Here is a 26,880-nt window from a genome sequence, read left to right as displayed (position 1 = left end):
CTCAGTCCCGAGTGAAATCGTAGGCAGGGTCGCGGCTCACCGCAACCGAATAGTTTTCGCCTGATCGGCAAATTTGATTCACGTCTGGAAGGTGGGGCGCGTCTAATCTCTCCATCGAGGGGAGATTAGAGTCTGTTCTCCGACAGCTTCGCCCTCAGCCAGTCACTGAAGGCGTTGAGCACGGGATGGCCGGCCTTGGCATGCTCGAAGACCAGGAAATATGAGCGTGGCGAAGGCACGGACGCTTCAAACGGCTTGACCAGCCGGCCTTCGCTCAAGGCCCGGCGGCCGGTCAGTTCGTCGCCCATGGCAATTCCCTGTCCGGCGACCGCCGCCGAGAAGACGAGGTTCATGTCGGAAAAGAAGATACCACCTTCGGTATCGGGGTTTTCCACCTTGGACAGCGCCAGCCAGCGCGCCCAGTCCTCGGTATCGCCGAGATGCAGCAGGTTGGCGCGCAACACGTCGGCGGGTTTGGAAAATCCGCCGACCTTGTTGAGCAGTGTCGGGCTGCAAAGCGGCGTGAAGTGGACTTCGCAAAGCAGTTCCACCGCCCGGTTCGGCCAGTTGCCGACGCCAAAGGCGATGAAGGCATCGGCGTCCGGATTCGAGACGTCGTCGAGCCGGCGCGGCGTCAGCACCGACAGCGCCACGTCAGGGTACATCTGCTGGAATTCACCGATATGGCTGCACAGGAACATCGAGGCGAAGCCGGGAGGGCAGGAGATGGCGAAGGAGCCGCCGACGCCGGCGCCGCTGTTTTGCGCCCCCGCGTCGCCGAGCACGGTCAGCGCCTTCCTGACATCGGCCGCGTAGCGCTGGCCGCGCGGCGTCAGCGCCACCCCCTTGCCGATGCGTTGCAAGAGATCGAAGCCGAGATCGCGCTCCAACAGCCGCAACTGATGGCTCACCGCGCTGCGGGTGAGGTGCAGTTCGTCGGCGGCACGCCAGACGCTGCCGTGGCGGGCGAAACTGTCGAGGGCGCGCAGCGCCTGTGTGGATGGAATTCTCAAGAGGTGAACCGAATTTGCACGAACCGGGAAAACATATCACTTTTTAGCGAACCGCTTCACTGCTTTCTTTGAGGCATGGACAAACCGGTGACGACATCGGCGCAAGAGACGGCCCTTGCCTGCCTCGACGGCATCCAGCCGCTGCTGTCGGCGTGGACGCGCACCATTTTCGATTTCGGCGAGACTGCCTGGCGCGAATATCAGTCGGCCGCCTGGTATGTGGAGCGACTGAAGCGCGAGGGTTTTGCCGTCGAGGAAGGTTCCGGCGGCATGCCGACCGCCTTTTGCGCCCACTGGACGAATGGCGACGGGCCGACCATCGGCATGTATGCCGAATATGACGCGGTGCCCGGCAACTGCCAGGATGCGGTGACGGTGAAGCAGCCGCGGCCCGGCCTTGGCGTCGAGGCCGGCGGCCACACCGATCCGCATTCGGGGTTGGGCATGGCAAGCCTGGGCGGCCTGCTCGCCACCAAGGCGGCGATGCAGCGGCACGGCATTCCAGGCACGCTGCGCTTCACCGGCGAACCCGCAGAAAAGGTGCGTGGCTCGAAGCCGATCCATGCGGCGAAGGGCTATTATGACGGCCTTGCCGGCATGATCTCGTTCCATCCCTTCTACATGCTGCCGCTCTGCAACACGGCGCGCTGGGACACGCATTGCGGTGCCGCCTACGCATTGATCTACCGCTTCATCTGCGACGAACCCGAAAACTGGGTTCGCGCAGGCGACGGCGCGCCGATCCCGCAGGCGCATTCGGCGGTCCGCGCCCCCGGCGCCAACGACGCGCTGATGACGATGTACATGGCGTCCAAGGCGCTGCGCGATTCCATGCTGCCGCATCAGGGCGGCTGGTCGATCAGCGAAGCAATCCTGACCGCCGGCCAGGCGACCGCTGACAATCTGCCGGCGGGGTTGGCCGAGATCCAATACATGATCCGCGTGCCGACCATCGGCATGGCCGAGCAGGTGACCGCCGTGCTCGACCGCAATGCGGCGGCGGCTGCCACGATGAGTGGCTGCCGATACGAGCGCCACTGGGTGTCGAAGTCGCGCCCCGGCTTGGCCAATCACGCCATAGCCGAGATCGCCTATGAAGCACTGTCGACGGTCGGCCCACCCCATTGGGACGAGGCCGCCAGGGCGATCGGGCGCGAAATCCAGGTCAATGCCGGGGCTGCCGCGACCGAAAACCCGTTCATCGACGAGTTGGAGCGGCTGATTTCGCCAAAGGAAGCGGAAGCAATCCTGCGTCGCGATCTGCCGCCGTCGCAGGTGAATTCAACCTCCGACGACTATACCGACATGAGCTGGCATGCGCCGACCGCGCGCTTCTATGTCGCCCGTCCCGCGCTGCGCTCGGCGAATGGCCACGCCTATCCGTCCTGGGTGATGAATGCGCTGGGCGGCATTTCCGCCACCATCGACCCGATGGTCATTTGTGCGGCCAAGACGGTCGCGCTGGCGGCGCTACGGCTGCTCGAGGACAAGACCGCCCGCGATGCGGCGATGGACGAATTCGTCTCTCGCACAGGCGGCGGCGTTGGCGGTTCGAACTGGATCGCGCCGCTGTGCGACTACGAACCGCCGATCAACTTCCGCTGGCCGGAATATGTCACCACCCAGCGCGGCCGCGACTGGTGGATCCCAAGCCATGCATGACCCGACCAACTCTTGAGAACAAGCCCACGAGGAGAACCCCATGACCGTTCATGATCGCATCGTCGCCGAGCCGTTTTCGCTGCAGCGCCGCAATCCGGCCGGCGGCACCAAGCCGCTGACATCATGGGGCTTCGCCAACGAGACCGACGTGCTGACCGATGTGCTGCTCGGATCGCCGAACTTCCTGCGCCATCTGTCGACCAGTTCGCTGTCGCGCAAACATCTGCGCGAGGCACCCTGCAACGTCCAGATCGCGCAGGCGCAGCACAAGGACCTGGTCGCCGCCTATGAGCATTTCGGCGTCAACATCCACTGGCACGAGCCGACGCCGGAACTGCCAATGCAGGTCTATTCCCGCGATTCCAGCGTGATGACGCCCTACGGCGCCTTCATCACCGCCATGGCCAATTGGTGGCGGCGCGGTGAGAATTACGCGGCGATCCGCACCTATGAAAAACTCGGCATCCCGATCTACGACATGGTCACCGCCGGCACGTTCGAAGGCGGCGACTTCAACGTCATCGAAGAAGGCGTGGTGCTGATCGGCTGCGGCGGCGCCCGCACCCAGGAAGAAGGCGCCCGCCAGGTCCAGGCCTGGTTCGACAAGGAAGGCTGGGAAACGCGGCTCGCCTTCATCGACGAATATTATGTCCATATCGACCTGATGGTGGTGCCGATCGCGGAAAAGCTCACGGCCGTCTGCCTCGCCTGCACCGAACCCGGCATCGTCGACTGGCTGAAGGGCAAGGGTCACGAGATCATCGATGTCCCCTTCCAGGACACGATGGCGCTCGGGTGCAACTTCATGTCGCTCGGCAAGGACAGGGTGATCGCCCCGACCTCCAGCCAGACGCTCATCGGTCAGCTCAAGGCGCGCGGCTTCGAGGTTGCGGCTGTCGACATGAGCGAGATCTCCAAGACCGGCGGCGGCATCCACTGCATGGCGCAGGCGCTGAAGCGCGAAGCGGCCTGATTGGCCAAGAACGGCAAACCACCCTCGCCCGCCGGATCGGAAATCTGGTGGGCGAGCGACCATCTCGCCAGTTGCCTGCCTTTTCCATCGACAAACCTTGCGGCTGTGTCCTTGCCGCCCTTGTGAGCATCCACAAATGGATGAATAGTCGGGACAGGGCGCCGCCCTGAAATTGCCGGCTTGCGGTTTTCAGGTCACGCCACAGTCGAGCCGGGTTTTTGAATGGTCAGCCCTGAACCGCGCAAGAGAAGAGGTCCGATCGCGTCGCGCCTTCTGGCGCTGGACGCCTGGATCGATTCCTCGCTCTACGAGATCGGGTTCAAGGCGCGGCAGTTCTGGGAGGCCGCGACGATCTTCTCGCGGCGCTTTCGTCTCAAGGGCTGGCGGCGCGGCATCATCGAGATTTTGAGCGAAGGTTTCACGCTGGGCGCCGGCGGCATCGTAGTGATGCTGGCGCTGGCCATTCCGGCTTTCCAGGATACGGCCGGCGACTGGCGCGCCCAGGGCGATTTCGCCGTCACCTTCCTCGACCGCTATGGCAACGAGATCGGCCAGCGCGGCATCATCCAGCGCGATTCGGTGCCGGTCGACGAGATGCCGGACCATGTCATCAAGGCGGTGCTGGCCACCGAGGATCGGCGTTTCTTCGACCATTACGGCATCGACGTGCTCGGCCTTTCGCGCGCCATCTTCGAGAATGTGCGGGCGAATTCCGTCGTTCAGGGCGGCTCCAGCATCACCCAGCAATTGGCCAAGAACCTGTTCCTGACCAATGAGCGAACGTTCGAGCGCAAGATCAAGGAAGCCTTCCTGTCGCTGTGGCTCGAAGCCAATCTGTCGAAGAAGGAAATCCTGCAGCTCTATCTCGACCGCGCCTATATGGGCGGCGGCACGTTCGGCATCGAGGCGGCGGCGGATTTCTATTTCGGCAAGAGCGTCAAGGATCTCAACCTTGCCGAGGCGGCGATGCTGGCCGGCCTGTTCAAGGCGCCGACCAAATACGCCCCCCACATCAACCTGCCGGCGGCGCGTGCGCGCGCCAATGTGGTGCTGTCCAATCTGGTCGATTCCGGCTTCATGACCGAGGGCCAGGTGTTGCAGGCAAGGTTGCATCCGGCTGACGTCGTCGACCGCGGCGAACAGAAGAGCCCAGACTATTTCCTCGATTGGGCCTTCGACGAGGTCAAGAAGATCGCCAAGCCCGGCCAGCACTCGCTGGTCGCCCACACCACCTTCGACGCCAACATCCAGAAGGCGGCGGAAGAGTCCGTCGAGTTCCACCTGCGCCAGTTCGGCAAGGAGTACAACGTCACCGAAGGCGCCGTGGTGGTCATCGAGACCAATGGCGCGGTGCGGGCGATCGTCGGCGGCCGCGACTACGGCGCCAGCCAGTTCAACCGCGCCACCAAGGCGCTCCGCCAGACCGGTTCGTCCTTCAAACCCTATGTCTACGCCACGGCGATGGAACACGGTTTTACGCCGAACTCGATCATATCAGGCGGCCCGATCAGCTGGGGCAACTGGTCACCGCACAATTACAGTGGCGAATCAGCCGGCAACATCACGCTGATCATGGCGATGGCCAAGTCGATCAACACCGTACCGGTGCGGCTGGCCAAGGACCATCTCGGCATCGCGCCGATCAAGGCTATGGCCGAGGCGATGGGCGTGGAATCGCCGCTCGAGGCGCACAAGACGATGGTGCTCGGCACTTCGGGCATGACCGTGATGGACCAGGCGACGGGCTACAGCGTGTTCGCCCAGAACGGCTTCGTCGGTTCCAGGCACGGCATCACCCAGCTCGTCACCCGCACCGGCGACGTGGTGTATGACTGGACCAAGGATGCGCCGCCGCCGCACCGGGTGCTCTCCGAGCAGGCGCTGAAATCCATGAACACCATGCTGGCGGCCGTGCCGGTGATGGGCACGGCACGGCGGGCGCAAATTCCCAACATCGTCGTCGCCGGCAAGACCGGCACGACGCAATCCTATCGCGATGCCTGGTTCGTCGGCTTCACCGGCAACTACACGGCGGCCGTGTGGCTGGGCAACGATGATTTCACCCCGACCAAGAACATGACGGGCGGCTCGCTGCCGGCGATGGTTTGGCAGCGCCTGATGGTCTACGCGCACCAGAACATCGACTTGAAGCCGATCCCCGGCATCGACAAACCCTTCGTCGACGAGGAGATCGCGGCCAAGGCCGCGGAAGCGCAGAAGAAGAGCGATGAACAGGCCGCGACCGACGCGGCCGCCGAACGCCCGGCGGTGCTGTCCAGCCGGACCACGCAGACGCTGAGGGACATGACGCAGCTGTTCCAGTCCGCCCCCAAACTCAACGCCCCCACCCCGCCCGAAACGCTTTCGGCGCTTTGACATCTGTCCGGCGCGGGCCAGGCCAATACGCAAATCCATCACGCCCGCTTGCCACAAGGCCCCGCGCCGCGATATCCCCGAGCCGCACTCCTTCATTCACCGGCCCTTCATGCTCAAGAATGCCTTCCTGATGCTGCTTTCGCTTGCCATAGCCATTGGCGGCGGCGGCGCCAGCGTCTGGTATGCGCTGAAGATCCAGGACGGCGTCGGCGCAATCCGCATCGGCCAATGGACCGCCTTTCCCGACATCGGCACGCCGGCCGCCGACCCCTACTCCAAGGCGCGCGTGGCGCGCGAGGGCGTGCTTGCGCTCGGCCGCGCCGAAGGCCTGTCCTTCGTCGCGGAAAATGACGCTGCCGGCGACCAGCTCAAGCGGGAATGCAGCTACAGAATAGAGGGCGGATTTCCGACCGCCCGCTTCTGGACGCTCTATGCCGCCGATCAGTCGCTTGGCGTCGTCGAGACCGGTAAGCCGCGACTTGCAGCACTTCAGTCCTACGAGGTGCTGCGCCAGGCCGACAATTCGGTGATCATTTCGGTCGGCCATCACCCAATGTCCGGCAACTGGCTTCTGACCGACGGTTCCGGGCGGATGTATTTCGTCCTGACCTTCTACGACACGCCGATCGCCAGCAGCACCGGCCTGTCGGACGTGTCGCTGCCCAGGATCCTGAAGGCCGGCTGCGATGCGTAGTGTCCTGGCCGCGCTGCGCAGGCTTTTCCATGCCGTCCTGCTCGGCCTGGTCGGTGCCGGCATCGTGCATATCGTCGTGCTGCTTCTGGTGCCGGAATTTTCGGAACGCGACGCCTGGTCGCGGCTGTCGATGGCATCCGATCTCTACCGGATGAACCGGCTCGATGCCGAGGCGGGTGGCGCGCCGGTGGTGAAATCGGTCGACCCGCTGTTCTATGCCACGGCCTGCCGTTTCGACCTCGAGGAAGGCATGGTCCGCATCAAGGCGCCGGGCAATGTCCCCTTCTGGTCGGTGTCGGTCTATGACCGCAACGGCCACAACATCTATTCCTTCAACGACCATACGGCGACCGGCGGCAAGCTCGATGCGGTCGTGCTGACGCCGGCGCAGATGATCGACGTGCGCAAGGACTTGCCCGAGGATTTGCAAGGAGCGATCTTCGTCGAAGCGCCGATCGACGAGGGCATCTTCGTCATCCGCAGCTTCGTGCCGGACGACAGCTGGGCGCCGATCGTGTCGCGCTTTCTCGATCAGAGTTCCTGCGAGCTGCAGGATTTCTAGGTCAGTTCATCAGAGCCCAAGGCCAAACGGCCTGACGGATCAGGTCGCGGCTTCAGCAAGGCTCAGTGGTGCGGCACCGGTGTCCGTGGCGATCCCGGCTTATCGGGCCCGACAGGCCGCGCCTCGCCGGTGCTGGACCGCTCATAGCGGATGCCGGGAAAGATGATCACCGCCGCCGGTATTTCGGTGGTTTGCTTGGCTCGATTGGTCGGTGCCGCACGCGGCACGAAAGACAGTACCATGCCCATGATTCGCGCATTCCTCTCGGTTTCCCCGGAGCACAACGCAACGCCTCCAAATATCATTAAGGCAGGCAGAGGGTTAACGGAGCGCTAACGGATCGTCGCTAACTTGATCTTTGTTCTTGGCGATCGCGAAACCGACGTAGTCCGGTTGAGCATGATCAAGGCTGTGTATCGAGTATCGGGTATCCTTCGTGTCATCTTCGGACTTCAGGCAAATCGCGATACGAACGGAATCGGGCAAGGCCGAAAGGCTGTTCCGCGCCGCGGTGTCGGCGTTCTGCTCGCTGACCCGCCCGTCGCGCCGCGAGATCGGCCAGCTCGAAGACCTGACGCTGCCCCTGTTCGACGATGTGTCCGTCGAATCACGGCGCTACGTGGCCGCCGCCCTTTCCGAATGCGAATATGCCCCCGCGGCACTCGTGCGGCGCCTGTGCGAAGAACCGGTCGACATTGCCGCGCCGCTGCTGATCCGCTCGCGCGCCGTCAGCGATATCGACCTGATCGCACTGATCGGCCGGCATGGGCTGCCGCATGCGCGCGCCATAGCGCGCCGCAAGGACCTGAACCCGACCATCGCCGATCTGATCAGGGTGCTCGAACGGCCGACACTGGTGCGGGTGCGCGATCCGGAGGTGCAAGCCCCGCGGCACCAACCGACGCGGTCGCAAGAGCGGAAGCGGCCGAAGCCAGTGCGACAGGGCAACAGTCCGCCGGCACTGCCGCCGAGAATGCGCGGCGCAGGCTGCGCTCCATGATGCGCACCGGCGACGAAGCATCGGCGGCGAAGGTCGATGCGTTCCCTGGCGCGGATACCTATGTCAAACTGCGCGAGACGGCGCTGACGGGAAACGCCGCTTTCTTCCAGACCGCGCTTGCGGACGCCCTCGACATTGATTTCTCGACCGCGCGATCGCTGATCGCCAACCAGAACTATGCCCCACTGCTTGCGGCGCTGCGCTCGCTCGACTTCAGCGAGGACCGGGCTTTCCTGATCACGGTCGCCATCTATCCCAGCCTGTTCCCGCATCCGCAGGCCATCCGCACCTATCTCGACCGTTACCGCCTGCTGCATCGCGATGTGGCGCTGGACCGGGTGCGGGGCTGGAAAGCCGAGACCTTGTCCAGGATGGTCCGTGACGCCGCGCCCACAGACAGCGAAAACCGCAAGGCGTCGAACAGCGACGAAGCCGCCGCGCCCGACCTCAGGGCGTCTTCACGGAAATAAGCTCCTCGACGGGAACGGTGCCGCCCTCGATCTCGACCACCCAGATGTCGGGATCGAACTTCTTTTCCCTCTCAAGACGGGCATCGAGCACGGCCGGATCATCGCCGGCGGCGAGAAGGCTGAAGAAACGGTCGTCGGGCTTGGCCGAATCGTAGCTTGTCTGCGGCGCCGGCCCGTAAAGGGCGACGTCACCCAGCCTGCCCCGCGCCAGCACGAAAACGGCACCGGCCTCGGTCGCGCCACGGTTGACCACGGCAGCAAATCCGCCGGCGCCGAAAACCCGGCGCACCAAGGCAGAGACCCACAGATCCGATGTGACGCGCATGAGACAACTCCGAAAGCGTGCGGCTATCTAGCGATATTTCCGCCGCTCCGCGAGCCGTCGGTTTCAGGCCTCAGTTGGTCAGGCCGATCTCGCGCATCTTGACGTAGACGATCTCGTCGGGCTCGCCGGTCTGCGGCAGTCCGAACAGCGACTGGAATTCCTTGATCGCCGCCTTGGTGCGCGCGCCGACGACACCATCCAGCTGCATGTCGTCATTGCCGAAGGCCTTGAGACCGGCCTGGATCTTGACGATGCGGGGGTCGGGTCCCTGGGTCGGAGCGGCATCCGTCTGCCCGGAATTTGTCTGCAAGGACACCGGAACGGCGGCCGGCGCCACGTCAGGACGAGGCTGCGGTTTCGGCACGGCAGCGGTCTTCGGCGTTGCGCCAAGCTGATCCAGCAGTAGCGCGTCGATCTCGCCGGAAGCGTTGAGCCCGACCTTCTGCTGATAGGCTTGGATGGCCTTGCGCGTGTTGGGGCCGGAAATGCCGTCGACCGTGCCGGAATAGAAGTCGAGATCCTTCAATATGCCTTGCACCTGCTCGACCACCGGATCGCCCTTCATCGGGGCGGGCGCCGTATTGGGTCGTACGATGTTGATCGTGGTCTCCGGCTCGTCGGCAGCCGTGTGCGGAAAACCCTGGAAGTGGCGGGTGGCGAAGAATGCCCCGGCATGCGGGAAGGGCTGATACCACAGCGCATTGGCCGAGACATAGAACAGCGTCACCAGGAATGCCGTCGACCCGCCGACCAGCACGGGATTGCGCGAAATCATCCCGCCGACGGCGATGGCGCCGTCCTGAAAGGCATTGCTGCGGCGTTTGACCGCCTTAGGCTGTTTTGCGGAGCGAGCCATTTCTGTCCCCTTTCGCCCTCGTCACCGGCATCGTCAGCACCCCTACCTGGTTCGCCGGGCGCCCCTTCGGCCCGTTGACCGGCAGGCTGATGGTCACCGTGGTGCCCTCGCCCGGCATGCTTTCGATCGACATGGTGCCTTCGTGCAGTGCCACCAGCCCCTTCACCAGTGACAGGCCAAGGCCGGTCCCCTCGAAACGGCGGGTATAGTCGTTGTGGATCTGCGTGAAGGGCTTGCCGAGATTGGCGAAATCCTCCTCGGCAATGCCGATGCCGGTATCCCTGACCCAGAAATGCAGGCGCGAACCGATCCGCTTGGCGCCGACGACGACATCGCCGCCGTCGGGCGTGAACTTGATCGCATTGGAGACGAGGTTGATCAGGATCTGCTGCACGGCGCGGCGATCGGCATTGATGTCGCCGGCGTCGGGTGCGATCTGCGTCTGCAGGTCGATATTCTTGGCCTGAGCCTGCAGCCGCATCATCGACTGGCACATGTCAACGGCTTCCATGAACCGGAACGGCTCCGGTTCCGCCGCGTAGGCGCCCGATTCGATCCTCGATACGTCGAGTATGGATGTCACGACGGCCAAAAGATGCTGGCCGGAATCCCGCACCAAGGTGACATATTCCTTCTGGCGCGGATCCTTGAAGGCGCCGAACATCTCATGCAGCAGCATGTCCGAGAAGCCGATGATGGCGTTCAGCGGCGTGCGCAGTTCATGGCTGACCACCGCCAGGAACCGGCCCTTGGCCACTTCGGCGGCAGCCGCCGTCTCATTGGCCTGCGCGAGGTCCTCACGCAGCCGGGCCGTCTCGTCATTCTCACGCAGGACCAGCGTGAAGACGTCGCTCTGTTCCTCGCCACGCAGCAGCTCGAGCAGGAACGGCCGATAATTGTCGGCCATCGAGCGCGTGTCATTCTGGCCATTGCCGCTCTGCGGCAGCCTGATGCGCAATTCGAGGCGGCGCGAGGCAGCACCGTCGCGCATGTCGGCCAGGGCGCTGAGATAGGAGACACGGTCCGACAGGTGGACGCGGTCGAAGAGGCCGGTTCCGGAAAGCAGTTCCGGCGGCAATTTCAAAAGCGTGCGCGCCTTGGCGGAGGCGTCCAGGACTTCACCATGGCGAGCGATCCGCAGGACCACCGCGTCGATAATGTCTTCCAGCCGGTCGCCGGTATCCAGCGTATCAGCCGCACCGGCGCTATCGCGAAACGCCGATAGGCGCGGGATCAGCGTCAGCGCCCAGGCCAGCGGCACCAGCCAATGCCAGGCGGCGATCTGCGCGCCCACGAAGGGCAAGAAGGCCGCAGCCAGAGGCTGAAGGGCAATGGCGGCAATGGCCGAGACCGCTCCCCACAGGGCCGCGCGTCGCGACGCGCCGATCCACCAGGCTTCGAAGGGCAGCGCCACGGCAAGCATGGCGACAGGAGAACTCAACCCGCCGGCGGCGGCGATCAGACCGCCAAGCGAAACAGCCGCCATCGCCAAGGCGATCGGCGCCGCCGCGCCATCTTGCCGGTCGCCGCCACCAGCAAGGCGACGAACCAGCACAGACCGAAGGCCGCGAAGATGGCGGCCACGGTCACCGCGGCACCCATGCCTGATGTCACCAGCGTGACCGCGGCACCGGCGGCAAAGAACGGCGCCGCCAGCATGACGCCGATGAAGCGGCGCTGGCGCTCGCGGCCGCTCTGCCCGAGAATCGAGGGATGGACCATACGTTCGCAGCCGGCGGCAATCGCGCCAGGCAATTCAGCGTATCTGGCCTTGATCGGCATCAACTCAACGCACTCGCACTCGTCGTGAACAGCTCTGCTTTTGCAGATTGTTTTGATTGGCTCTGAAACTCTCATCCAGCGTTTAAGGAATGGATAAGGCAGCGCCGACCAAAGCCCGGCCTGTGGCAAATATCGGGATGGCAGGGGCCGAAAACCCGGGCAAATGCCGCCATAGTAAATGGAGGGTTATCTCCTGACGCCTGCCGGGAGCGGACCACGTACGGAGGGAGAACCGCCCAAACTTCAGAAAACCGCAATAGAAACAATCCGATAGATGGTTATCAAAAGGTGTCGAAAATCGTCCCGATATGAAACAAATCCACGGCAAAACGCTTCGTTTCGAATTTGCCTAAAATTTGAGGAAAATTCTCTGCGAACGTGCAAGCCGTCCTTTGTGCCTGTGTGCCAACATCCTGCCCATAAAAGAGGTCATGCCGTGTGATGCATGATCCGGTCACGACGAGAGGCAAGGCATGTTCTTCCTGATAAGAATGGCTTTCTGGTTTTCACTGGTGCTGCTGGCGCTGCCGCTGAGCGTCGGTTCCGACGAGCCGGGCCAGGAAAGCGTCGGGCCGATCCAGGCCCTGTTCGCGGCACGCGACGCGGTGGGCGACATTGCCGGCATCTGCGAACGCAAGCCCGATGTCTGTGAAACCGGCAAGTCGGCGATGCACACCATCACCGCCCGCGCCAAGGAAACCGCCAAGATCGCGGCCGCCATGCTGGACGACAAGTCCGCTGGCCCCGACACCTCGACAATGACGGGCAGCGTGCCGCAAGAGGTTGTCCTGCCCGAGACCGTCAACCTGCCGATAAAGAATTAAGCCGTTTCGACGGCGCACCGCGGAGTCGTCTGCCCTCTCGACGCCCGCGGTGTCCTTGTTTTTTCCGTGACGCGGCGCCGCTGCGTGACTATATCCGGGTTATGACGACCACGATCCAGACGATCCGCGACGACTTTTCGTTCCTTGACGAATGGGAAGACCGCTACCGCTATGTGATCGAACTGGGCGAGGCTCTGCCGCCGTTTCCAGATGAGGAGCGCAATGCCGCCAACAAGGTGCCGGGTTGCGTAAGCCAGGTCTGGCTGACCACCGAACGGGGACCGGGCAGCGATCCGGTCATCACCTTCACGGGCGATTCGGACGCCCATATCGTGCGCGGACTGGTCGCCATCATGCTGGCGCTGTTTTCCGGAAGGACTGCCAGCGAAATCCAGAAAACCGATGCGGAAGCGACGCTGAAGACACTCGGCCTGGACGAGCACCTGTCGCCGCAGCGCGCCAATGGCCTTCGCTCGATGGTCAAGCGCATCAAGCGCGATGCCGAGATGGCACTCAAGCAGACGGCCTGACGCCCCTCCGGTCGGCCGATAACCCTGTCTCCAAAATCAAACGGCGCCCGAAGGCGCCGTTGATGTCGGTTCGACCTGACAAAGCAGCGATTACCGCGCCTTGCGCTTGCGGCCGAGGCCCATCTTCTTGGCGAGCTGCGAGCGGGCTGCCGCATAGTTCGGAGCAACCATCGGATAGCTCGGGTCGAGATTCCACTTTTCGCGATACTGGTCAGGCGTCAGATCATAGTGGGTCATCAGGTGACGCTTAAGCGACTTGAACTTCTTGCCGTCTTCAAGACAGACAATGTAGTCGTCATGAACCGAACGCTTCGGGTTGACAGCCGGCTTCTGCTTGTCGGCAGGAGGCTGTTCGGCGGTTCCGCCCACACGCCCGAGAGCGGCATGGACATCGGATATGAGGTTCGGCAGTTCGCCGACCGGTACGGGATTGTTGCTGACATAGGCGGCCACCACATCGGCGGTCAGCTCGATCAGCGCATCGTTGTTTCTGGAAGGTGTTTCGACAATATCCATGGTCTTCAGGCCCCAACTAGAGTTACGTCGGTATGCGCCCTTTTTTACAGGCAGGGCATTGCGCGAATTTTGCGCAGGCAGAGCTTTCGCGATTCGCGTCGCGGGCACATCAATGAGCCCACATGTCAAGTAAGTCAATTCTCTCACTGCACTATATTGAAGAAAGTCGATCAACTATTCGCGGATTAGCTTCAACCTTTCGTGCACTATGTAATTTTTCGATATTTCGCTTGCCAGAGCAGGGATCGGTGACGTTACGTCAGCTCGTCGTTACATTCGCGATAGCTCACAAATCGGGTTTCAATGCTTCATTTTGCTTGACCACAGCACCGCCAATCTTGGTTGTTCACACCTGTTCACAAAACCGCAGGTTGCCGCGCACGCAAGCAAGCCGGCGACATGGCCGCCGGCCGCCCGCTGCAGCGCCAATCGTTGGTGGTCAATCAATACGGGGTGATGTACTTGCCGTGGGCCCAACCGGTGACGAAGGCGCCGTTCTTGGCCGGATCGTGCCAGACCTCGCACCAGCGATAGCGAACCGTCTGCTGTTGCTTCCATGCCGGTTGGTTAGCGATGTCGAGCAGGTTTATGCCGCCGGTGCATCGTCCGGTCATCTGCAGGACGGTCCCGTTCGGGTATGCGGCCTGTTTCTGCGATGTGCCGGACGGATATTTACGAACATTGAGCGTGTCGCCGAACGGCACATTGGTCACTTGCCAAGCCGCGAATACGGTCGCATGAGACTGGCCAACAAAGACCAGAGTCAGCGAAGCAACGGCGAAAGTCGCGGCAATCCGAGATCGAACAGTCATCATCCTTCCTCCCGGCCCATCTCCCGGAGCCGACACCACCTCTAGGCCGTGGTCCTTGAACCCACCCTGATCGGCGTGTTCATTCACCATTCAAGATATTCCCCAAGCGAGACGCAATGACCAAGACTTCCCGATTTCCGATCGTCAGCCCGCCAACACCGCAGAAGCGGCCGGTTTTCGACACGCATCACGGCATCACGCGAACCGACGAATATGCCTGGCTGCGGGCCGACAACTGGCAGGAGATGTTCAGGGATCCGTCCCTGCTCGATGCGGGCATCCGCGCCGAACTCGAAGCCGAAAACGCCTACCAGTCGAAGCTGATGGTCGACACGGTCGAGCTCCAAAAGCAGCTTTTCAAGGAGATGAAAGGCCGCATAAAGGAAGACGATTCTTCGGTTCCGATGAAGGACGGGCCTTATGCCTATGGGTCTTCCTTCAAGCTCGGCGGCGAGCAGCCGCGCTATTTCCGTCTGCCGCGCGATGGCGGGGCCGAGCAGATCCTGCTCGATGGCGACCTGGAGGCACAAGGCAAGGCCTATTTCCGGCTCGGCGGCGTCGATCATTCGGCCGATCATCGCAAGCTGTTGTGGGCCTTCGACGACAAGGGTTCGGAATTCTATACGCTGCGCGTGCGCGACCTTACCAACGGCAAGGAACTGGCGGACCAGATTCCCGCCACCGGCGGTTCGGGCGTGTGGGACGCGGGCAATGACGGGTTCTTCTATACGCGTCTCGACCCCAACCACCGGCCGTCGAAGGTGCTGTTCCACGCGCTCGGACAAGACCCTGAAAACGACCGCCTGATCTATGAGGAAACCGATCCCGGCTTCTTCATGAATGTCGATGGCACCCGCAACAACCAATGGATCATGATCGGCATCAACGATCACGAGACCTCGGAATATCGCCTGCTGAGCGCCAGCGATCCGTTTGCCGAACCCAGACTGGTTTCGCCGCGCGAGATCGGCCTGCAATATGAGCTGGAGGAAGGCGGCGACATCTTCTTCATCCTGACCAATGCGGACGGGGCGAAGGACTTCAAGATCATGACGGCGCCGGCAAGCGATCCGGTCCGCGCCAACTGGCAGGAACTGGTGGCGCATGAGCCGGGCCGGCTGATCCTGTCGGTGATCGGCTTCAAGGACCATATGGTCCGGCTCGAGCGCAAGGAGGGTCTGCCGCGCATCGTCGTGCGCGATCGCGCCAATGGCGAAGAGCATCTACTGTCGCTCGATGAGGAGGCTTTCTCGCTCGGCCTGTCGGGTTCCTATGAATACGACACCGAGATCATGCGCTTTTCCTATTCGTCGATGACGACGCCGGCGCAAGTGTTCGACTACAATATGCGCACCCGCGAACGGGTGCTGCTCAAGACCCAGGAAGTGCCATCCGGCCATGATGCGGACCATTACGTCACAAGGCGGCTGATGGCGCCCGCCGCCGATGGCGAGCTGGTGCCGATCTCGCTTCTGCACCATCGCGACACGCCGCTCGATGGATCGGCACCTTGCCTGCTCTACGGCTACGGCTCCTACGGCATCACCGTGCCGGCGGCCTTCAACACCAACTGCCTGTCGCTGGTCGACCGCGGCTTCGTCTACGCCATCGCTCACGTCCGTGGCGGCAAGGACAAGGGCTACGGTTGGTACGATGACGGCAAGCGGTCGCACAAGATGAACACCTTCACGGATTTCATCGCCTGTGCGCGCCACCTTGTCGCCGAGCGCTATACCGCGCATGACCGCATGGTCGCACAAGGCGGCTCGGCCGGCGGCATGCTGATGGGCGCCATCGCCAACATGGCGCCGGAGTGCTTTGGCGGCATCGTCGCCGAGGTTCCGTTCGTCGACGTTCTCACCACCATGCTCGACGCGACCCTGCCGCTGACGCCGCCGGAATGGCCGGAATGGGGCAATCCGATCGCGTCGGCCGACGATTACCGCACCATCGCCGCCTACTCGCCCTACGACAATGTCGCGGCCCTCGACTATCCGCCGATCTTGGCGCTTGCCGGCCTCACCGATCCACGCGTCACCTATTGGGAACCGGCCAAATGGGTGGCGCGGCTGCGCGACCGCAAGAGCGGCGACAATCCGGTGCTGTTCAAGATCAACATGGATTCCGGCCATGCCGGCGCGTCCGGCCGGTTCTCAAGGCTTGAGGAAATCGCTTATACCTACTCCTTCGCGCTGAAGGTGACGGGCAAGGCGCAGCTCGCCGAGGAGACGCTCAAATGATCGATCTGTCCACGTTGATTGCCTATGTCGCCGTCGTGCTCGGCTTTGTCTTTATCCCGGGTCCGGCCACACTGTTGACGATCGCCCGGGCAACGAGTTCGGGAACGAAGGTCGGAATCGCGACCGGCGCCGGGATCGCGGCCGGCGACATATTTCACACAGTCATGGCGATGGTCGGCATCTCGGCGATCATCGCCACGTCGGCGACACTGTTCAGCATCGTAAAATACATCGGCGCGGCCTATCTCGTTTACCTCGGCATCCGCGCGATCATCGAGAAGGCGCCGACCAATCCAACTGCCGGCGCGCTTGCGATCTCCGCCGGCAAGGCGTTTCGACAGGCTGTCCTGACCGAAGTGCTCAACCCCAAGACCGCGCTGTTTTTCCTGGCATTTCTGCCTCAGTTCGTGCGGCCCGAAAACGGAACGGTGATGCTTCAATTGGCCGTATTGGGAATTGTCTTCGTGGTGCTCGGTCTTTTCAGCACGGTCGTCTTTGCCGTGAGCGCCGGTCGCCTCGGCGCCTTCCTGCGCCGAAATCCGACCGTGCTGAAATGGCAGGGCAAGGTTGTCGGCGGCATCTACTGTGCCTTGGGTGTGCGTCTGGCGCTGCAGCAACGCTGAGCGCTCCGGGCAGCACGTTCACTTTTGGATTTGGCGATCATGACTTTTTGAATTCCGCATCGCTTATTTCCACTCGCAATTGCGATGGTCGCGCGTTACCCAATGCACGACTTTCCCGGGGCCACGAAGCCCACACGCGCACAAGGGTCCATCATGCTGCTCGTCGACGTCTATCTCGACAAATCGCCGATCCAGGGCATCGGTGTCTTTGCCAAGCACCACATCCCCAAGGGCACGCTGATCTGGAAGCTCGACCCCCGCTTCGACCGGATCATCGACGTCGAGACCTATGAGGGCGAGACCGGGCCGGTGAAAAACTACCTCGACCGCTATTCCTACCCAGACCGGCGCGATCCGTCCTACATCGTCTTCGAAGCCGACGACGCCCGCTACATGAACCATGACGACGAGCCGAATTGCGATGTCTCCTCGCCCGAGGAAACCTACGCCTTGCGCGACATCGCACCCGGCGAGGAACTGACCTGCAACTACAATCATTTCTTCGAGACGGGCTTCGATTTCCTGGGTGATCGCCACCTCTAGTCGATAATCAGCTTGCCGGTTTGCGCGCGGGATAGCCGTTCGGGTGCGGCGGCACGGCCTTGAGATAAGCGGCGATCGCAGCACGATCCTCTTGTGTCAGCTCAGCCATGTTGCGCTGCACGTCGACCATCGCGCCGCCAACGGAATCGAAATCCGGCGTGAAACCGGTTTCGAGATAGTTGGCGATGTCGGCTTCCGACCAGTTGCCGAGGCCGCCGCCCGATGTGATGTTGGGCACGATGCCCGAGCCTTCGGCGGCCACCGCACCGGCCAGCCATTCATTTTTCTCGATGCCGCCTGCGAAGTCGCGCGGCGTGTGGCATTCGCCGCAGTGACCCGGGCCCTCGACCAGATAGCGGCCGGCCACCACCTGATCGCGCGTACCATCGACCAAGGCGACAACCGGCTGGTCGCCGAGATAGAGCCGTTTCCACAGGCCGATGCCGCGACGGATGTTGAAGGGGAACCCGAGCGAATTGGCCGGCGCCTTGCCGGCGACCGCGGGCAGCGTCTTCAGGAAGGCGTAGAGATCGGCAATGTCCGATGGCTTCATGCGCGCGTAGGACGCGTAGGGAAAGGCCGGATAGAAATGCTCACCGGACGGCGACACGCCCTTGAGCATGGCGTTGGCAAGATCCTCGACCGACCACGCACCGATGCCGTCCTTGGGGTCTTGCGAAATGTTGGGCGGAACGAAAGTGCCGAACGGCGTCTTGAGTTCGAGGCCGCCGACCAGTCGAAGCCGCGCATCGCCCTGCGAGCCCGGCTTGGCGTGGCAGGAGGTGCAGCCGCCGGCATAGAAAATGCGCTTGCCCCTGCCCGCATCGCCCGGCCCGAGTTGTGCCAGGGCTGCCGCATCCAGCTTCACCGGTGCCGACAAAAGCCAACCGGCAGCCGCGCCGGCGCCGCCCAGGATGAGGGCCGCGCCGACGAGCGTCTTCACCCATGCCATGTCAGGCAATCAGCCCTTCTTGACCCGGTAGGTCTGGTGACAGGTGCCGCAATCGCCACCGAGGGTGTTGATCTGCCCCTTCAGCGCATCAACGTCGGCGGGAGCAGCAGCGGTCGCGGCCTTGACGTCGGCGAGATATTTGTCCTCGGTAGCCTTGAAGCCTGCCATGTCTTGCCAGATCTTCGGACCCGCCGTGGTGTCGCCGGCATCGCTGCCTGCAGGGAACAACGCGTCCACGTCGAGCTTCTCAGCATTCGCCTGCAACGCCTGGAGTTGTGTCAGCACGGCTGCAGCATCAAAGGGATCCTCGCCCTTGGCCACTTTCGCCAAGCCGCCGACGATCTTTCCGCGCTCCTTCATCAGAGCCTGCCGGTCGAGGATCGGATCGGCAAAGGCCGCCGAACCGGCGAAGGCAAGCATTGAGATGGCGATGACAAGCTTTCTCATTCATTTGGCTCCACGATGAAGGTATTGGGGGACAGGACGTCAACGGAAGTGGCGGACGGAATATTCCCTTCCCTCGGGCGATTTTTGCCGGGCCTTCGCAGCCACCGACATCGCTACAGAAAAGAAAGGCCCCGGTTGCCGGGGCCTTTCTGTCGATCGATCACTTCGCCTTTTCGTAGAGTTCCAGCACGTGATCCCAGTTGATCAGGCTGTCGACGAACGCCTCGAGATATTTCGGGCGGGCGTTGCGGTAGTCGATGTAATAGGAATGTTCCCAGACGTCGACGCCGAGGATCGGCGAGGCACCATGAACGAGCGGGTTTTCGCCGTTCGGGGTCTTCGAAATCGCCAGCTTGCCGTCCTTGACGGAAACCCAGGCCCAGCCCGAACCGAACTGCGTCGTGCCGGCAGCGATGAAATCAGCCTTGAACTTGTCATAGCCGCCGAGATCGCTGTCGAAAGCCTTCTGCAGTGCTTCAGGCAGCTTGTTGCCGCCGCCGCCCTTCTTCATCCACTTCCAGAAGTGGATGTGGTTGTAGTGCTGCGCGGCATTGTTGAAGAGACCGGCATTCTTGCCGAACGACTGTTTGACCACCTCTTCGACCGACAGGTCGCCAAGGCCCGCCTCGGCGGCCAGCTTGTTGCCGTTGTCGACATAGGCCTTGTGGTGCTTGTCGTGGTGATACTCCAGCGTCTCTTTCGACATGTAAGGCTGCAAGGCCTCATAGTCGTAGGGCAGAGCGGGCAATTCAAAAGCCATGGGTAGTACTCCCTCGTGGAAAAATCCGGTGTGGATACCGGATAACATAGGTCTGGATTGAGCTGGGACAACTCCGGAAGTGAAGCGCCGGTCCCCTTTCTAAGCGGGTTCCGGAAAACTGTCACACGGTTTTCCTGCGGCCAAGCAGGCAGCGACAAAAAGGCCGGCTAGCGCGTCAGCCGGCCGATTTCGAATGCGCCCAATCCCAATAGAGCTCGCGCGCTTTCTTGGCCACCGGCCCGGGTTGCAGATTGCGATCCTCGATGCGGGTGATCGGCACCACCTTGGAATGGTTGCCGGTCGAGAAAATCTCGTCCGCTTCGAGGAAATCGCGAACAGACAGCGTCTTTTCCGTCGTCTTGAAGCCGTACTCGCCGAGCAGCGTCATCGTGCGCGAGCGGGTGATGCCGGACAGGAAGGTGCCGTTCGGCGCCGGCGTCAGCACGTGGCCATCCTTGACCAGGAAAATGTTGGAGCTTCCGGTCTCGGCGACGTTGCCCAGCATATCCAGCACCAGCGCATTGTCGAAGCCGCGCATCTTGGCTTCGAGAATGGCACGGCCATTGTTGGGATAGAGGCATCCGGCCTTGGCGTTGGTCGGCATGGTTTCGATGGTCGGGCGCCGGAACGGCGACACCGTCACCGAAAACCCGGTCGGCGAGATCATCGGCGATTCATAGAGGCAGAGGCAGAAACGCGTCGAGGCGGGATCGGCCGGCACGCCCATGTAGCCGCCATGCTCGGCCCAGTACATCGGCCTGATATAGACCGCCGTCTCGCCGTCGAATTTCTTTAATCCGTCCCAGGTCAGCCCGACGATCTGTTCGGGCGGCATGTTCGGCTTGAGGCCAAGCGCGATCGCCGAGGCGTTGACCCTCCTGGCATGGAGGTCGAGGTCTGGCGCCACGCCTTCGAACCAGCGCGCCCCGTCGAACACGCTGGTGCCCAACCACATGGCGTGGCTGCGCGGGCCCAGAATGGCGACATTGCCCTCGTACCAGTCGCCGTCGACGAAAGTCCATGTCGCGGATTGCGCCGCTGCCGCCAGTGTCATTGCGTTGTCCCGTCCGATCAATCTTGTGTGACAACATTGGATGACGCTTTGGCCGCTGCCGTCAACGGGCATCGGGGAGTTTTGTTGAGGCCAGCGTCGGGCGCGATGCAATCAACGCTTGCACCTTGCCCCGCCGCGCCTCAAAACTGTTGCCATGCAATACGCCGCCTATGTTTTCGACGCCTACGGCACGCTGTTCGACGTGCATGCCGCCGTGCGCCGCCATGCCGACCAGATCGGGCCCGATGGCCAGTTGCTGTCCGAAATCTGGCGCGCCAAACAGCTCGAATATTCCTGGGTGCGCACGCTGATGGGCGCCTATGCGGATTTCTGGCAACTGACCGAACAGGCGCTCGACTTCGCCTTGCGCAAGGTCCCTTCGGCAGATCCGGGTCTCAGAGCAAAATTGCTGGAAGCCTACTGGCGGCTGGATTGCTACCCGGAAGTGCCGGCCGTGCTGAAGGCACTCAAGGCTTCGGGAGCCAGGCTGGCGATCCTTTCCAACGGCTCGCCTGAAATGCTGGAAGCGGCGGTCAAATCCGCAGCGCTCGACCAGGTTCTGGACGACATCTATTCCGTCGATGCGGTGCGGCGTTTCAAGACAGATCCGGCGGTCTACGACATGGTTGCCACCGGCTGGCGGCTCTATCCCGGCGCGGTGTCCTTCCAGTCCTCCAACCGCTGGGACATTGCGGGCGCCACCAAATTCGGCTTCCGCACGGTGTGGATCAACCGCTCCAATCAGCCCGAGGAGTACCGGGACTTCCCGCCGGCCCTGATCCTGCCGACCCTCGAAGCTTTGGTGCCCGGCAGCTAGGCCTGTGTCCCAGGCGCCACAGTGGCGGCGCAGTCACAGCTTCGCCTTTGTTTGTCCACGTTCGGGCCAGAATCGGAACCGCCTATCGCGCCAGGTGTTGTCAGGCACCTGCAACGGTCGTCGGCGTATTGACGCTTTGTTGCAATTTGAGTCTTAAAGAAGGCAGTCATGTCCATAACCGAAATCGAATCCTATCGCCTGAGCCGTCGCGGCTTCCTCAACGCCGCAGCATTGGGCGCCGCATCGATCGCGGTTTCCGCATGCGCCACCACCGGCCCCGAGCCAGTCGAGCCGCCGCCGCCAACCTATGTCGAGCCGCCTCTTGCCGACTATGCGTCGATGTACGCGGCCGTCAGCGATGGCGGCTTCGACCTGCCGGCCATCCCCGTCGACAGGATCGATCCGCAGTTCCTGCGCCAGATCGTTCCCGACCCGACCGGGCAGAAGCCGGGAACCATCGTCGTCGATACGACAGGCCATTTCCTCTATCTGGTTCGTCCAGGTGGCCAGGCGATCCGCTATGGCGTCGGCCTCGGCCGCGCCGGCTTCGAATGGTCCGGCGACGCCGTCGTGCAGTGGAAGCAGAAATGGCCGAAATGGACGCCGCCGGATGAAATGGTTGCCCGGCAGCCGGAATTGAAGCAGTACAGCGCCGACAATGGCGGCATGCCTGGTGGGCTGAAGAATCCGCTCGGCGCCCGCGCGCTCTATCTCTTCCAGGGCAATGTGGACACGCTTTACCGCCTGCACGGCTCGCCGGAATGGAAGTCGATCGGCAAGTCGGTCTCATCAGGCTGCGTGCGCCTGATCAACCAGGACATCATCGACCTCTACGACCGCGTGCCGTCGAAAACCCCTGTCATCGTGACCAGCGATGCCAGCCAGCCGCAGGTGGCGGCAGCGACGGCGAACCACAAGGCCATCCCGATCGACGCCGGCGTGCCGGACGGATCGGTGCTGCTCGGGCCGGTCAAGGCGGTCACGAACGCGATCTTCTGAGTTTGTCGAAGGAGCGGCGGACAACCGTCGCTCCCTCCATGCGTGCCGGCGCCCACAGCCTACGATTTCGGGGACGGCATCCGTCAGAGGCCAAGCGGAGCCCTGAACGCCGCAAGCTCCTCGTCGGTGATGGCGACCACGTGCTGCGGCTCGGGATAGGCGCCGGTCTTCACGTCGGAGATGAACTCGCGATAGGCGGCGATGCGCTCGCGCTGCAGTCGCTCATACTCGGCGGCGAAGTTGCGGTAGGTCTTGGCGTGGCGCGGTCTGTGGCCTGATGTGTGGCCGAGCACGTCCTCGCTGAACAGATACTGCGCGTCGGCATGCGGTCCGGCGCCCATGCCAAGCATGATCATCGGCGTGGTCCTGGTGATCAGTTCGGCAATCCGGTCCGGCACCACCTCCAGCTCGGCGCCGAAGCAGCCGATGGTCTCGAGACGTTTGACGTGGTCCCACACGGCACGCGCGCTCTCGGCCGTCCTGCCGACGGCCTTGAAACCGCCGGTCCAGGTGCATTGCGAGGGGATCAGCCCGACATGGGCGACGACCGGCACGGCGTTGTCGCAGAGCGTCTTCTGGATATCGAGCGAGGCGGCGCAGTAGAAGCAATCGCCGCCGATGCGCATGAAGTGGTAGGCGGTTTTCAGATAGTCCTCCGCCGTGACCAGATTGCCGGCAGGGCCGTAGGGAAGCCCGACCTGGACGAAGCAGCGGCCGGCCGCCTCGCGCATTTCGGGCGAGAAGAAGCGGCCCTCGATCGAAAGCATGTCGACGCCGGCCGCGTCCGCCGCCGCCGCCTCTTCGAGCGAGGTGACGTAAAGCATGGAAATCTTCTGTCCGCGGCCCTTCATGGCTCGGATGTCGGCGACGGTCGGTCGGCTGTTCTTGGTAACCATTCTTTTTCCCTCAGACAGTGAAAGCTTCGCGGAAGGCCTGCAGGGCGGCGTCGGGATCGCCGGAGGCAAACGCCTCCATGCCCACTGGCCCGCGATAGCCCATCTCCTTCAAGGCACGGGCGATGCCCCGGTAATTGATCTCGCCGCTGCCCGGCTCCATGCGTCCGGGCACGTCGGCCACCTGGACCTCGCCGATCCAGGGCAAGCAGGCGCGGCACAGCTCGATCAAATTCCCTTCGCCGATCTGCGCATGGTAGAGATCGAGGTTGAGGCGCAGGCCAGGCCGGTTGACGCTCGAGACCAGCGCCAGCGTGTCTTGCGCGCGCCCGAACGGCACGCCGGGATGGTCGACCGGCAGGTTCAAATTCTCCAGCGTGAAGGTCACGCCTTCCGCCTCGGCAAGGTCGGCGATGCGGTTCAGCGTGTCGCGCGCCTTGAGCCACATGGCGCCGGTGACGGTCTCGCAAGGCGTGACCGGCAGGCCGCCTTCGCCGAGCCCGGTGCCGTGCAGATTGAGCCGCGCGACGCCGAGGCGTTTGCCGACCGCCGCCGTCTCCTTCGCCGTCTTGAGCAATTCGGCGGCGCCCTCGTCATCGGCAAGCCGGCCGCGCAAATAGCCATTCATGATCGAGAAGGTGGCGCCGGACCTTTCCAGCATTGCGAGATCGTGCTCGGGCCAGTTCCAGAGGCCGACCTGAAAACCCATTTCGGTGAGGCGCTTGACGCGCCATTCCATCGGCTTGTCGCGCCAGAGCATTTCGACGCAAGCCGCGAGCGTAAACGTATCGGACATGTCAGACCTCGATGTACACGCGGCCGTCCTCGACCTTCGTGGTGTAGGTTTTCAGGTTCACGCAGACCGGTGCGCGCAGCGCTTCGCCGGTCCGGTAATCGAACACGCCGCTGTGCTTCGGGCATTCGATCCTGTGTTCCATAACCAGCCCTTCGCTCAGATGCACCTTCTCATGCGTGCACAGCCCATCGGTGCAGAAGAACGCATCGTCGGGACTGCGGTAGATGGCGAATGTCCGGCCCTCGTGATCGAAGCGGATGACGTCCTCTTCGTCGATGTCATCGGTCGCGCACGCATCAATCCATTTCGCCATTGTCACTCTGCCGTCTGTTCTTTGGTTGGTCGAAAAGGCGGCCGGCGGGATTCCGCCGGCCGCCCAGGAAGATGCCCGGGAGGAGGAGATGGGCGTCTTCACTGATCATGCATGGCTCGCACCGTGCTGCGCATGCCCGTCATCGGTGGCGGAGAAGCTCTCGATCTCGGCTTCGAGCTCGGCCATCTGCTCGCCTCCGGCCATCAGGTCGGTGATCGCCTCGCGGCTTTTCTCGCCCTTGCGGAAGTCGGCGGCCTTGGCGCCTCTGATGAGCACGGCAAAATGGTCGCCGACGGTCAGCGCATGGACGACATTGTGGGTGATGAAGATCACCGCGATGCCTTTGCGGCGCGCCTGGAGCACGATGCGCAGCACATGCGCCGCCTCCTTGACGCCGAGCGCCGCTGTCGGCTCGTCGAGGATCAGCACGCTGGCGCCGAAATGCACGGCGCGTGCGATCGCCAGTGCCTGGCGCTCGCCGCCTGACAGTCCGCCGACCAGGCGGTCGCCGTCGTCGATGCGGGTGATGCCGAGCTGGCGCATCTCGGTGACGGCGATCTCGTTGGCCCGTTTGCGGTCGTAGATGGTCAGCGGTCCCCAGCGCCGCGTCGGCTCGGCGCCGACGAAGAAGGAGCGGCCGATGCTCATCAGCGGGAATGTCCCGCCGAACTGGTGGACGGTGGCGATGCCATGGTCGCTGGCGTCGCGTGGGCTGTCGAAGGCGACTGATCTGCCGTCCATCTCCATCGTGCCCGATGTCGGCTTGTGGACCCCGGAGAGGATCTTGATCAGCGTCGACTTGCCGGCGCCGTTGTCGCCGAGCAGGCACAGCACCTCGCCTCGGTTGACCTCGAGCGAGATGTCGTGGAGCACGTCGATCGGACCGAACGACTTGTTGATTGCGGTCAGCCTGAGCAGGGGCGTGGTCATCAGCGTGCCCTCGGTTTGGTGCGCGGCGCATAGGTCAGCGCCATGGTGCGGAAGGTGTTGTTCATCAACACGGCCGCCAGCAGCAGGACGCCGATGATCAGGCTCGCCCAGTTGGCGTCGAAGCCGGTGTAGAAAATGCCCTGGTTGACGATGGCGAAGGTCAGCGTGCCCAGCACGATACCGACCACCGAACCGTAGCCGCCGGTGAGCAGCACGCCGCCGATGACCACCGCGATGATCGAGTTGAAGATGAAGGACTGCCCGGCGGCCACCTGGGCGCTGTTGTAGAGGATCGCCTGCGACATGCCGACGAAGGAGGCGCACAGGCCGCTGCTCATGAACAGCGCGATGGTCACCCGATCGGTCGGGATGCCGGCATTGCGGGCGCTCACCGCGTCGCCGCCCATGGCCAGGATCCAGTTGCCGAAACGCGAGAAATTCAGGATGAAGCCGACGATCAAGACGGCGGCGATCCACCAGAACAGCGTCACCTCGAACTTGCCGCCGAGATAGTCGCCGAACAGGAGCTTGGCGGTCGGGCCGCTCTTCAGCGCGACGCTGGTGCTGCCAGACAGGATGACCGAAATGCCGAGCGTCAGTCCGGCCAGTGCGAACAGCGTGGCGAGCGTAACGACGAAGGACGGTACCTTGGTGCGGATCACCAGCACGCCGTTGATGAAGCCGACGGCGAGTCCCAGGCCAAGCGCGGCGAGGATGCCGACGACGATCGGCAGGCCATAATGGCCCGACAGGATGGCAATGGTCATCGAACTGGCGGGGACCATCGAGCCGACGGAGAGATCGAGATGCCCGGCGATCATCAGCAGCCCGATGGGAAGCGCGATGATGCCGAGTTCCGAGGCGACGTTGAGCCAGCTCGCAGCACCCCCGGCCGACATGAAATTGGCGCCGCCGAAGATCGAGAAGAAGACCAGAACGGCGATCATACCGATCAGCGAGCCGACCTCGGGCCGGCGCACGAGGCTGCCGATCGAGGGCATCGAAGAGTGCGGGGCGGGCGGCGCGGTGGCTGCCGCGGCGGGTTGGTGGTGGGCTTGGGATGTCATCGAAATGTCCCTGGCGTTGTGGCTTGAAACGCGGCTCCCCTCTCCCCTTGT

General features: G+C 63.1%; 27 protein-coding genes and 2 pseudogenes. 13 read left to right on the top strand and 16 right to left on the bottom strand.

Annotated features, from left to right (window positions below):
* Window positions 1-125: 125 nt before the first annotated feature.
* The gene (locus tag HB778_RS24615; RefSeq protein ID WP_095203162.1) at window positions 126-1,013 is read right to left on the bottom strand and encodes a LysR substrate-binding domain-containing protein; all 888 of its coding nucleotides are present in this window, start codon (window positions 1,011-1,013) and stop codon (window positions 126-128) included.
* Window positions 1,014-1,088: 75 nt separating this feature from the next.
* Between HB778_RS24615 and HB778_RS24610 the strand changes: the two genes are divergently transcribed.
* The 5 genes from HB778_RS24610 (at window position 1,089) to HB778_RS24590 (ending at window position 7,280) form a co-directional block, all read left to right on the top strand.
* Window positions 1,089-2,675, top strand: a complete 1,587-nt coding sequence (locus tag HB778_RS24610; protein ID WP_183457697.1) for an amidohydrolase — start codon at window positions 1,089-1,091, stop codon at window positions 2,673-2,675.
* Between the two features lie 40 nt (window positions 2,676-2,715).
* Window positions 2,716-3,648, top strand: a complete 933-nt coding sequence (locus HB778_RS24605) for a dimethylarginine dimethylaminohydrolase family protein (protein WP_183457695.1) — start codon at window positions 2,716-2,718, stop codon at window positions 3,646-3,648.
* Window positions 3,649-3,870: 222 nt separating this feature from the next.
* The gene (locus tag HB778_RS24600) at window positions 3,871-6,024 is read left to right on the top strand and encodes a transglycosylase domain-containing protein (RefSeq protein WP_183457693.1); all 2,154 of its coding nucleotides are present in this window, start codon (window positions 3,871-3,873) and stop codon (window positions 6,022-6,024) included.
* Between the two features lie 109 nt (window positions 6,025-6,133).
* Complete coding sequence (locus HB778_RS24595) at window positions 6,134-6,718, top strand: DUF1214 domain-containing protein (RefSeq protein WP_183457691.1); 585 nt, start codon at window positions 6,134-6,136, stop codon at window positions 6,716-6,718.
* Entirely contained in the window at window positions 6,711-7,280 is a 570-nt protein-coding gene (locus HB778_RS24590) for a DUF1254 domain-containing protein (protein ID WP_183457689.1), read from the top strand. Before HB778_RS24595 ends, HB778_RS24590 begins: the two co-directional genes overlap by 8 nt.
* Window positions 7,281-7,342: 62 nt before the next feature.
* On the opposite strand, the gene HB778_RS24585 is transcribed toward HB778_RS24590, so the two are convergent.
* Window positions 7,343-7,528: a hypothetical protein gene (locus HB778_RS24585; protein WP_244661601.1), complete on the bottom strand. Its 186-nt coding sequence runs from the start codon at window positions 7,526-7,528 to the stop codon at window positions 7,343-7,345.
* Window positions 7,529-7,716: 188 nt separating this feature from the next.
* On the opposite strand from HB778_RS24585, the pseudogene HB778_RS43100 reads away from it, so the two are divergent.
* Window positions 7,717-8,750, top strand: a pseudogene (locus HB778_RS43100) (hypothetical protein).
* Here HB778_RS43100 and HB778_RS24575 read toward each other — a convergent pair.
* The 3 genes and pseudogenes from HB778_RS24575 to HB778_RS24565 form a co-directional block, all read right to left on the bottom strand.
* Complete coding sequence (locus tag HB778_RS24575) at window positions 8,728-9,075, bottom strand: DUF1491 family protein (RefSeq protein WP_183457685.1); 348 nt, start codon at window positions 9,073-9,075, stop codon at window positions 8,728-8,730. The pseudogene HB778_RS43100 and the gene HB778_RS24575 sit on opposite strands and share 23 nt — an antisense overlap.
* 70 nt (window positions 9,076-9,145) lie before the next feature.
* Window positions 9,146-9,931 carry a peptidoglycan-binding domain-containing protein gene (locus HB778_RS24570; protein WP_183457683.1) on the bottom strand — a complete coding sequence of 262 codons (786 nt, stop codon included), beginning with the start codon at window positions 9,929-9,931 and terminating at the stop codon, window positions 9,146-9,148.
* Window positions 9,906-11,653: pseudogene (locus HB778_RS24565) on the bottom strand (sensor histidine kinase). The gene HB778_RS24570 and the pseudogene HB778_RS24565 overlap by 26 nt, the downstream one beginning before the upstream one ends.
* 533 nt (window positions 11,654-12,186) lie before the next feature.
* On the opposite strand from HB778_RS24565, the gene HB778_RS24560 reads away from it, so the two are divergent.
* Together HB778_RS24560 and HB778_RS24555 are read left to right on the top strand one after the other, a co-directional pair.
* Window positions 12,187-12,537 carry a DUF5330 domain-containing protein gene (locus tag HB778_RS24560; RefSeq protein ID WP_095204286.1) on the top strand — a complete coding sequence of 117 codons (351 nt, stop codon included), beginning with the start codon at window positions 12,187-12,189 and terminating at the stop codon, window positions 12,535-12,537.
* A gap of 101 nt (window positions 12,538-12,638) precedes the next feature.
* Window positions 12,639-13,067, top strand: coding sequence for a SufE family protein (locus tag HB778_RS24555; protein ID WP_095204285.1), 429 nt, complete (start codon window positions 12,639-12,641; stop codon window positions 13,065-13,067).
* Between the two features lie 90 nt (window positions 13,068-13,157).
* Here the strand turns inward: HB778_RS24555 and HB778_RS24550 are convergent, their stop codons facing one another.
* Together HB778_RS24550 and HB778_RS24545 are read right to left on the bottom strand one after the other, a co-directional pair.
* Window positions 13,158-13,583 carry a MucR family transcriptional regulator gene (locus HB778_RS24550; RefSeq protein ID WP_010915014.1) on the bottom strand — a complete coding sequence of 142 codons (426 nt, stop codon included), beginning with the start codon at window positions 13,581-13,583 and terminating at the stop codon, window positions 13,158-13,160.
* 443 nt (window positions 13,584-14,026) lie between these two features.
* Entirely contained in the window at window positions 14,027-14,395 is a 369-nt protein-coding gene (locus HB778_RS24545; protein WP_183465213.1) for an SH3 domain-containing protein, read from the bottom strand.
* Between the two features lie 116 nt (window positions 14,396-14,511).
* Between HB778_RS24545 and HB778_RS24540 the strand changes: the two genes are divergently transcribed.
* From HB778_RS24540 to HB778_RS24530, 3 genes are all read left to right on the top strand, one after another.
* On the top strand, window positions 14,512-16,635 hold the full coding sequence (locus tag HB778_RS24540; RefSeq protein WP_183457681.1) for a S9 family peptidase: 2,124 nt from the start codon (window positions 14,512-14,514) through the stop codon (window positions 16,633-16,635).
* Window positions 16,632-17,258: a LysE family translocator gene (locus tag HB778_RS24535; RefSeq protein WP_183457679.1), complete on the top strand. Its 627-nt coding sequence runs from the start codon at window positions 16,632-16,634 to the stop codon at window positions 17,256-17,258. The genes HB778_RS24540 and HB778_RS24535 overlap by 4 nt, the downstream gene beginning before the upstream one ends.
* Before the next feature lie 153 nt (window positions 17,259-17,411).
* On the top strand, window positions 17,412-17,801 hold the full coding sequence (locus tag HB778_RS24530) for an SET domain-containing protein (protein ID WP_095204295.1): 390 nt from the start codon (window positions 17,412-17,414) through the stop codon (window positions 17,799-17,801).
* Between the two features lie 7 nt (window positions 17,802-17,808).
* Here the strand turns inward: HB778_RS24530 and HB778_RS24525 are convergent, their stop codons facing one another.
* The 4 genes from HB778_RS24525 to HB778_RS24510 all read right to left on the bottom strand — a co-directional run bounded on the left by HB778_RS24525 (window position 17,809) and on the right by HB778_RS24510 (window position 21,014).
* On the bottom strand, window positions 17,809-18,753 hold the full coding sequence (locus HB778_RS24525; protein ID WP_183465212.1) for a cytochrome c: 945 nt from the start codon (window positions 18,751-18,753) through the stop codon (window positions 17,809-17,811).
* 9 nt (window positions 18,754-18,762) lie between these two features.
* Window positions 18,763-19,200, bottom strand: coding sequence for a c-type cytochrome (locus HB778_RS24520; RefSeq protein WP_183457677.1), 438 nt, complete (start codon window positions 19,198-19,200; stop codon window positions 18,763-18,765).
* Window positions 19,201-19,360: 160 nt separating this feature from the next.
* Window positions 19,361-19,960: a superoxide dismutase gene (locus HB778_RS24515; RefSeq protein ID WP_183457675.1), complete on the bottom strand. Its 600-nt coding sequence runs from the start codon at window positions 19,958-19,960 to the stop codon at window positions 19,361-19,363.
* Between the two features lie 175 nt (window positions 19,961-20,135).
* Entirely contained in the window at window positions 20,136-21,014 is an 879-nt protein-coding gene (locus HB778_RS24510) for a branched-chain amino acid aminotransferase (protein ID WP_183457673.1), read from the bottom strand.
* A gap of 154 nt (window positions 21,015-21,168) precedes the next feature.
* On the opposite strand from HB778_RS24510, the gene HB778_RS24505 reads away from it, so the two are divergent.
* Entirely contained in the window at window positions 21,169-21,831 is a 663-nt protein-coding gene (locus HB778_RS24505; RefSeq protein ID WP_183457671.1) for a haloacid dehalogenase type II, read from the top strand.
* A 168-nt stretch (window positions 21,832-21,999) separates the two neighbouring features.
* Window positions 22,000-22,830 carry a L,D-transpeptidase gene (locus HB778_RS24500; protein ID WP_183457669.1) on the top strand — a complete coding sequence of 277 codons (831 nt, stop codon included), beginning with the start codon at window positions 22,000-22,002 and terminating at the stop codon, window positions 22,828-22,830.
* An 83-nt stretch (window positions 22,831-22,913) separates the two neighbouring features.
* Here the strand turns inward: HB778_RS24500 and HB778_RS24495 are convergent, their stop codons facing one another.
* From HB778_RS24495 to HB778_RS24475, 5 genes are all read right to left on the bottom strand, one after another.
* Window positions 22,914-23,726: a 3-methyl-2-oxobutanoate hydroxymethyltransferase gene (locus HB778_RS24495; protein ID WP_183457667.1), complete on the bottom strand. Its 813-nt coding sequence runs from the start codon at window positions 23,724-23,726 to the stop codon at window positions 22,914-22,916.
* A 10-nt stretch (window positions 23,727-23,736) separates the two neighbouring features.
* Window positions 23,737-24,519: a hydroxypyruvate isomerase family protein gene (locus HB778_RS24490; protein WP_183457665.1), complete on the bottom strand. Its 783-nt coding sequence runs from the start codon at window positions 24,517-24,519 to the stop codon at window positions 23,737-23,739.
* Window position 24,520: 1 nt separating this feature from the next.
* Entirely contained in the window at window positions 24,521-24,832 is a 312-nt protein-coding gene (locus HB778_RS24485; protein ID WP_096456187.1) for a MocE family 2Fe-2S type ferredoxin, read from the bottom strand.
* 105 nt (window positions 24,833-24,937) lie between these two features.
* On the bottom strand, window positions 24,938-25,762 hold the full coding sequence (locus HB778_RS24480; RefSeq protein WP_183457662.1) for an ATP-binding cassette domain-containing protein: 825 nt from the start codon (window positions 25,760-25,762) through the stop codon (window positions 24,938-24,940).
* Window positions 25,762-26,763 (bottom strand): ABC transporter permease, encoded by a 1,002-nt coding sequence (locus HB778_RS24475; RefSeq protein ID WP_183465211.1) that lies wholly within the window; start codon window positions 26,761-26,763, stop codon window positions 25,762-25,764. Before HB778_RS24475 ends, HB778_RS24480 begins: the two co-directional genes overlap by 1 nt.
* Window positions 26,764-26,880: the final 117 nt, after the last annotated feature.

It is taken from the genome of Mesorhizobium huakuii (genome assembly GCF_014189455.1).
In the GTDB taxonomy this organism is placed as follows: domain Bacteria; phylum Pseudomonadota; class Alphaproteobacteria; order Rhizobiales; family Rhizobiaceae; genus Mesorhizobium; species Mesorhizobium huakuii_A.
This window is presented reverse-complemented; position numbering and strand designations above follow the sequence as displayed.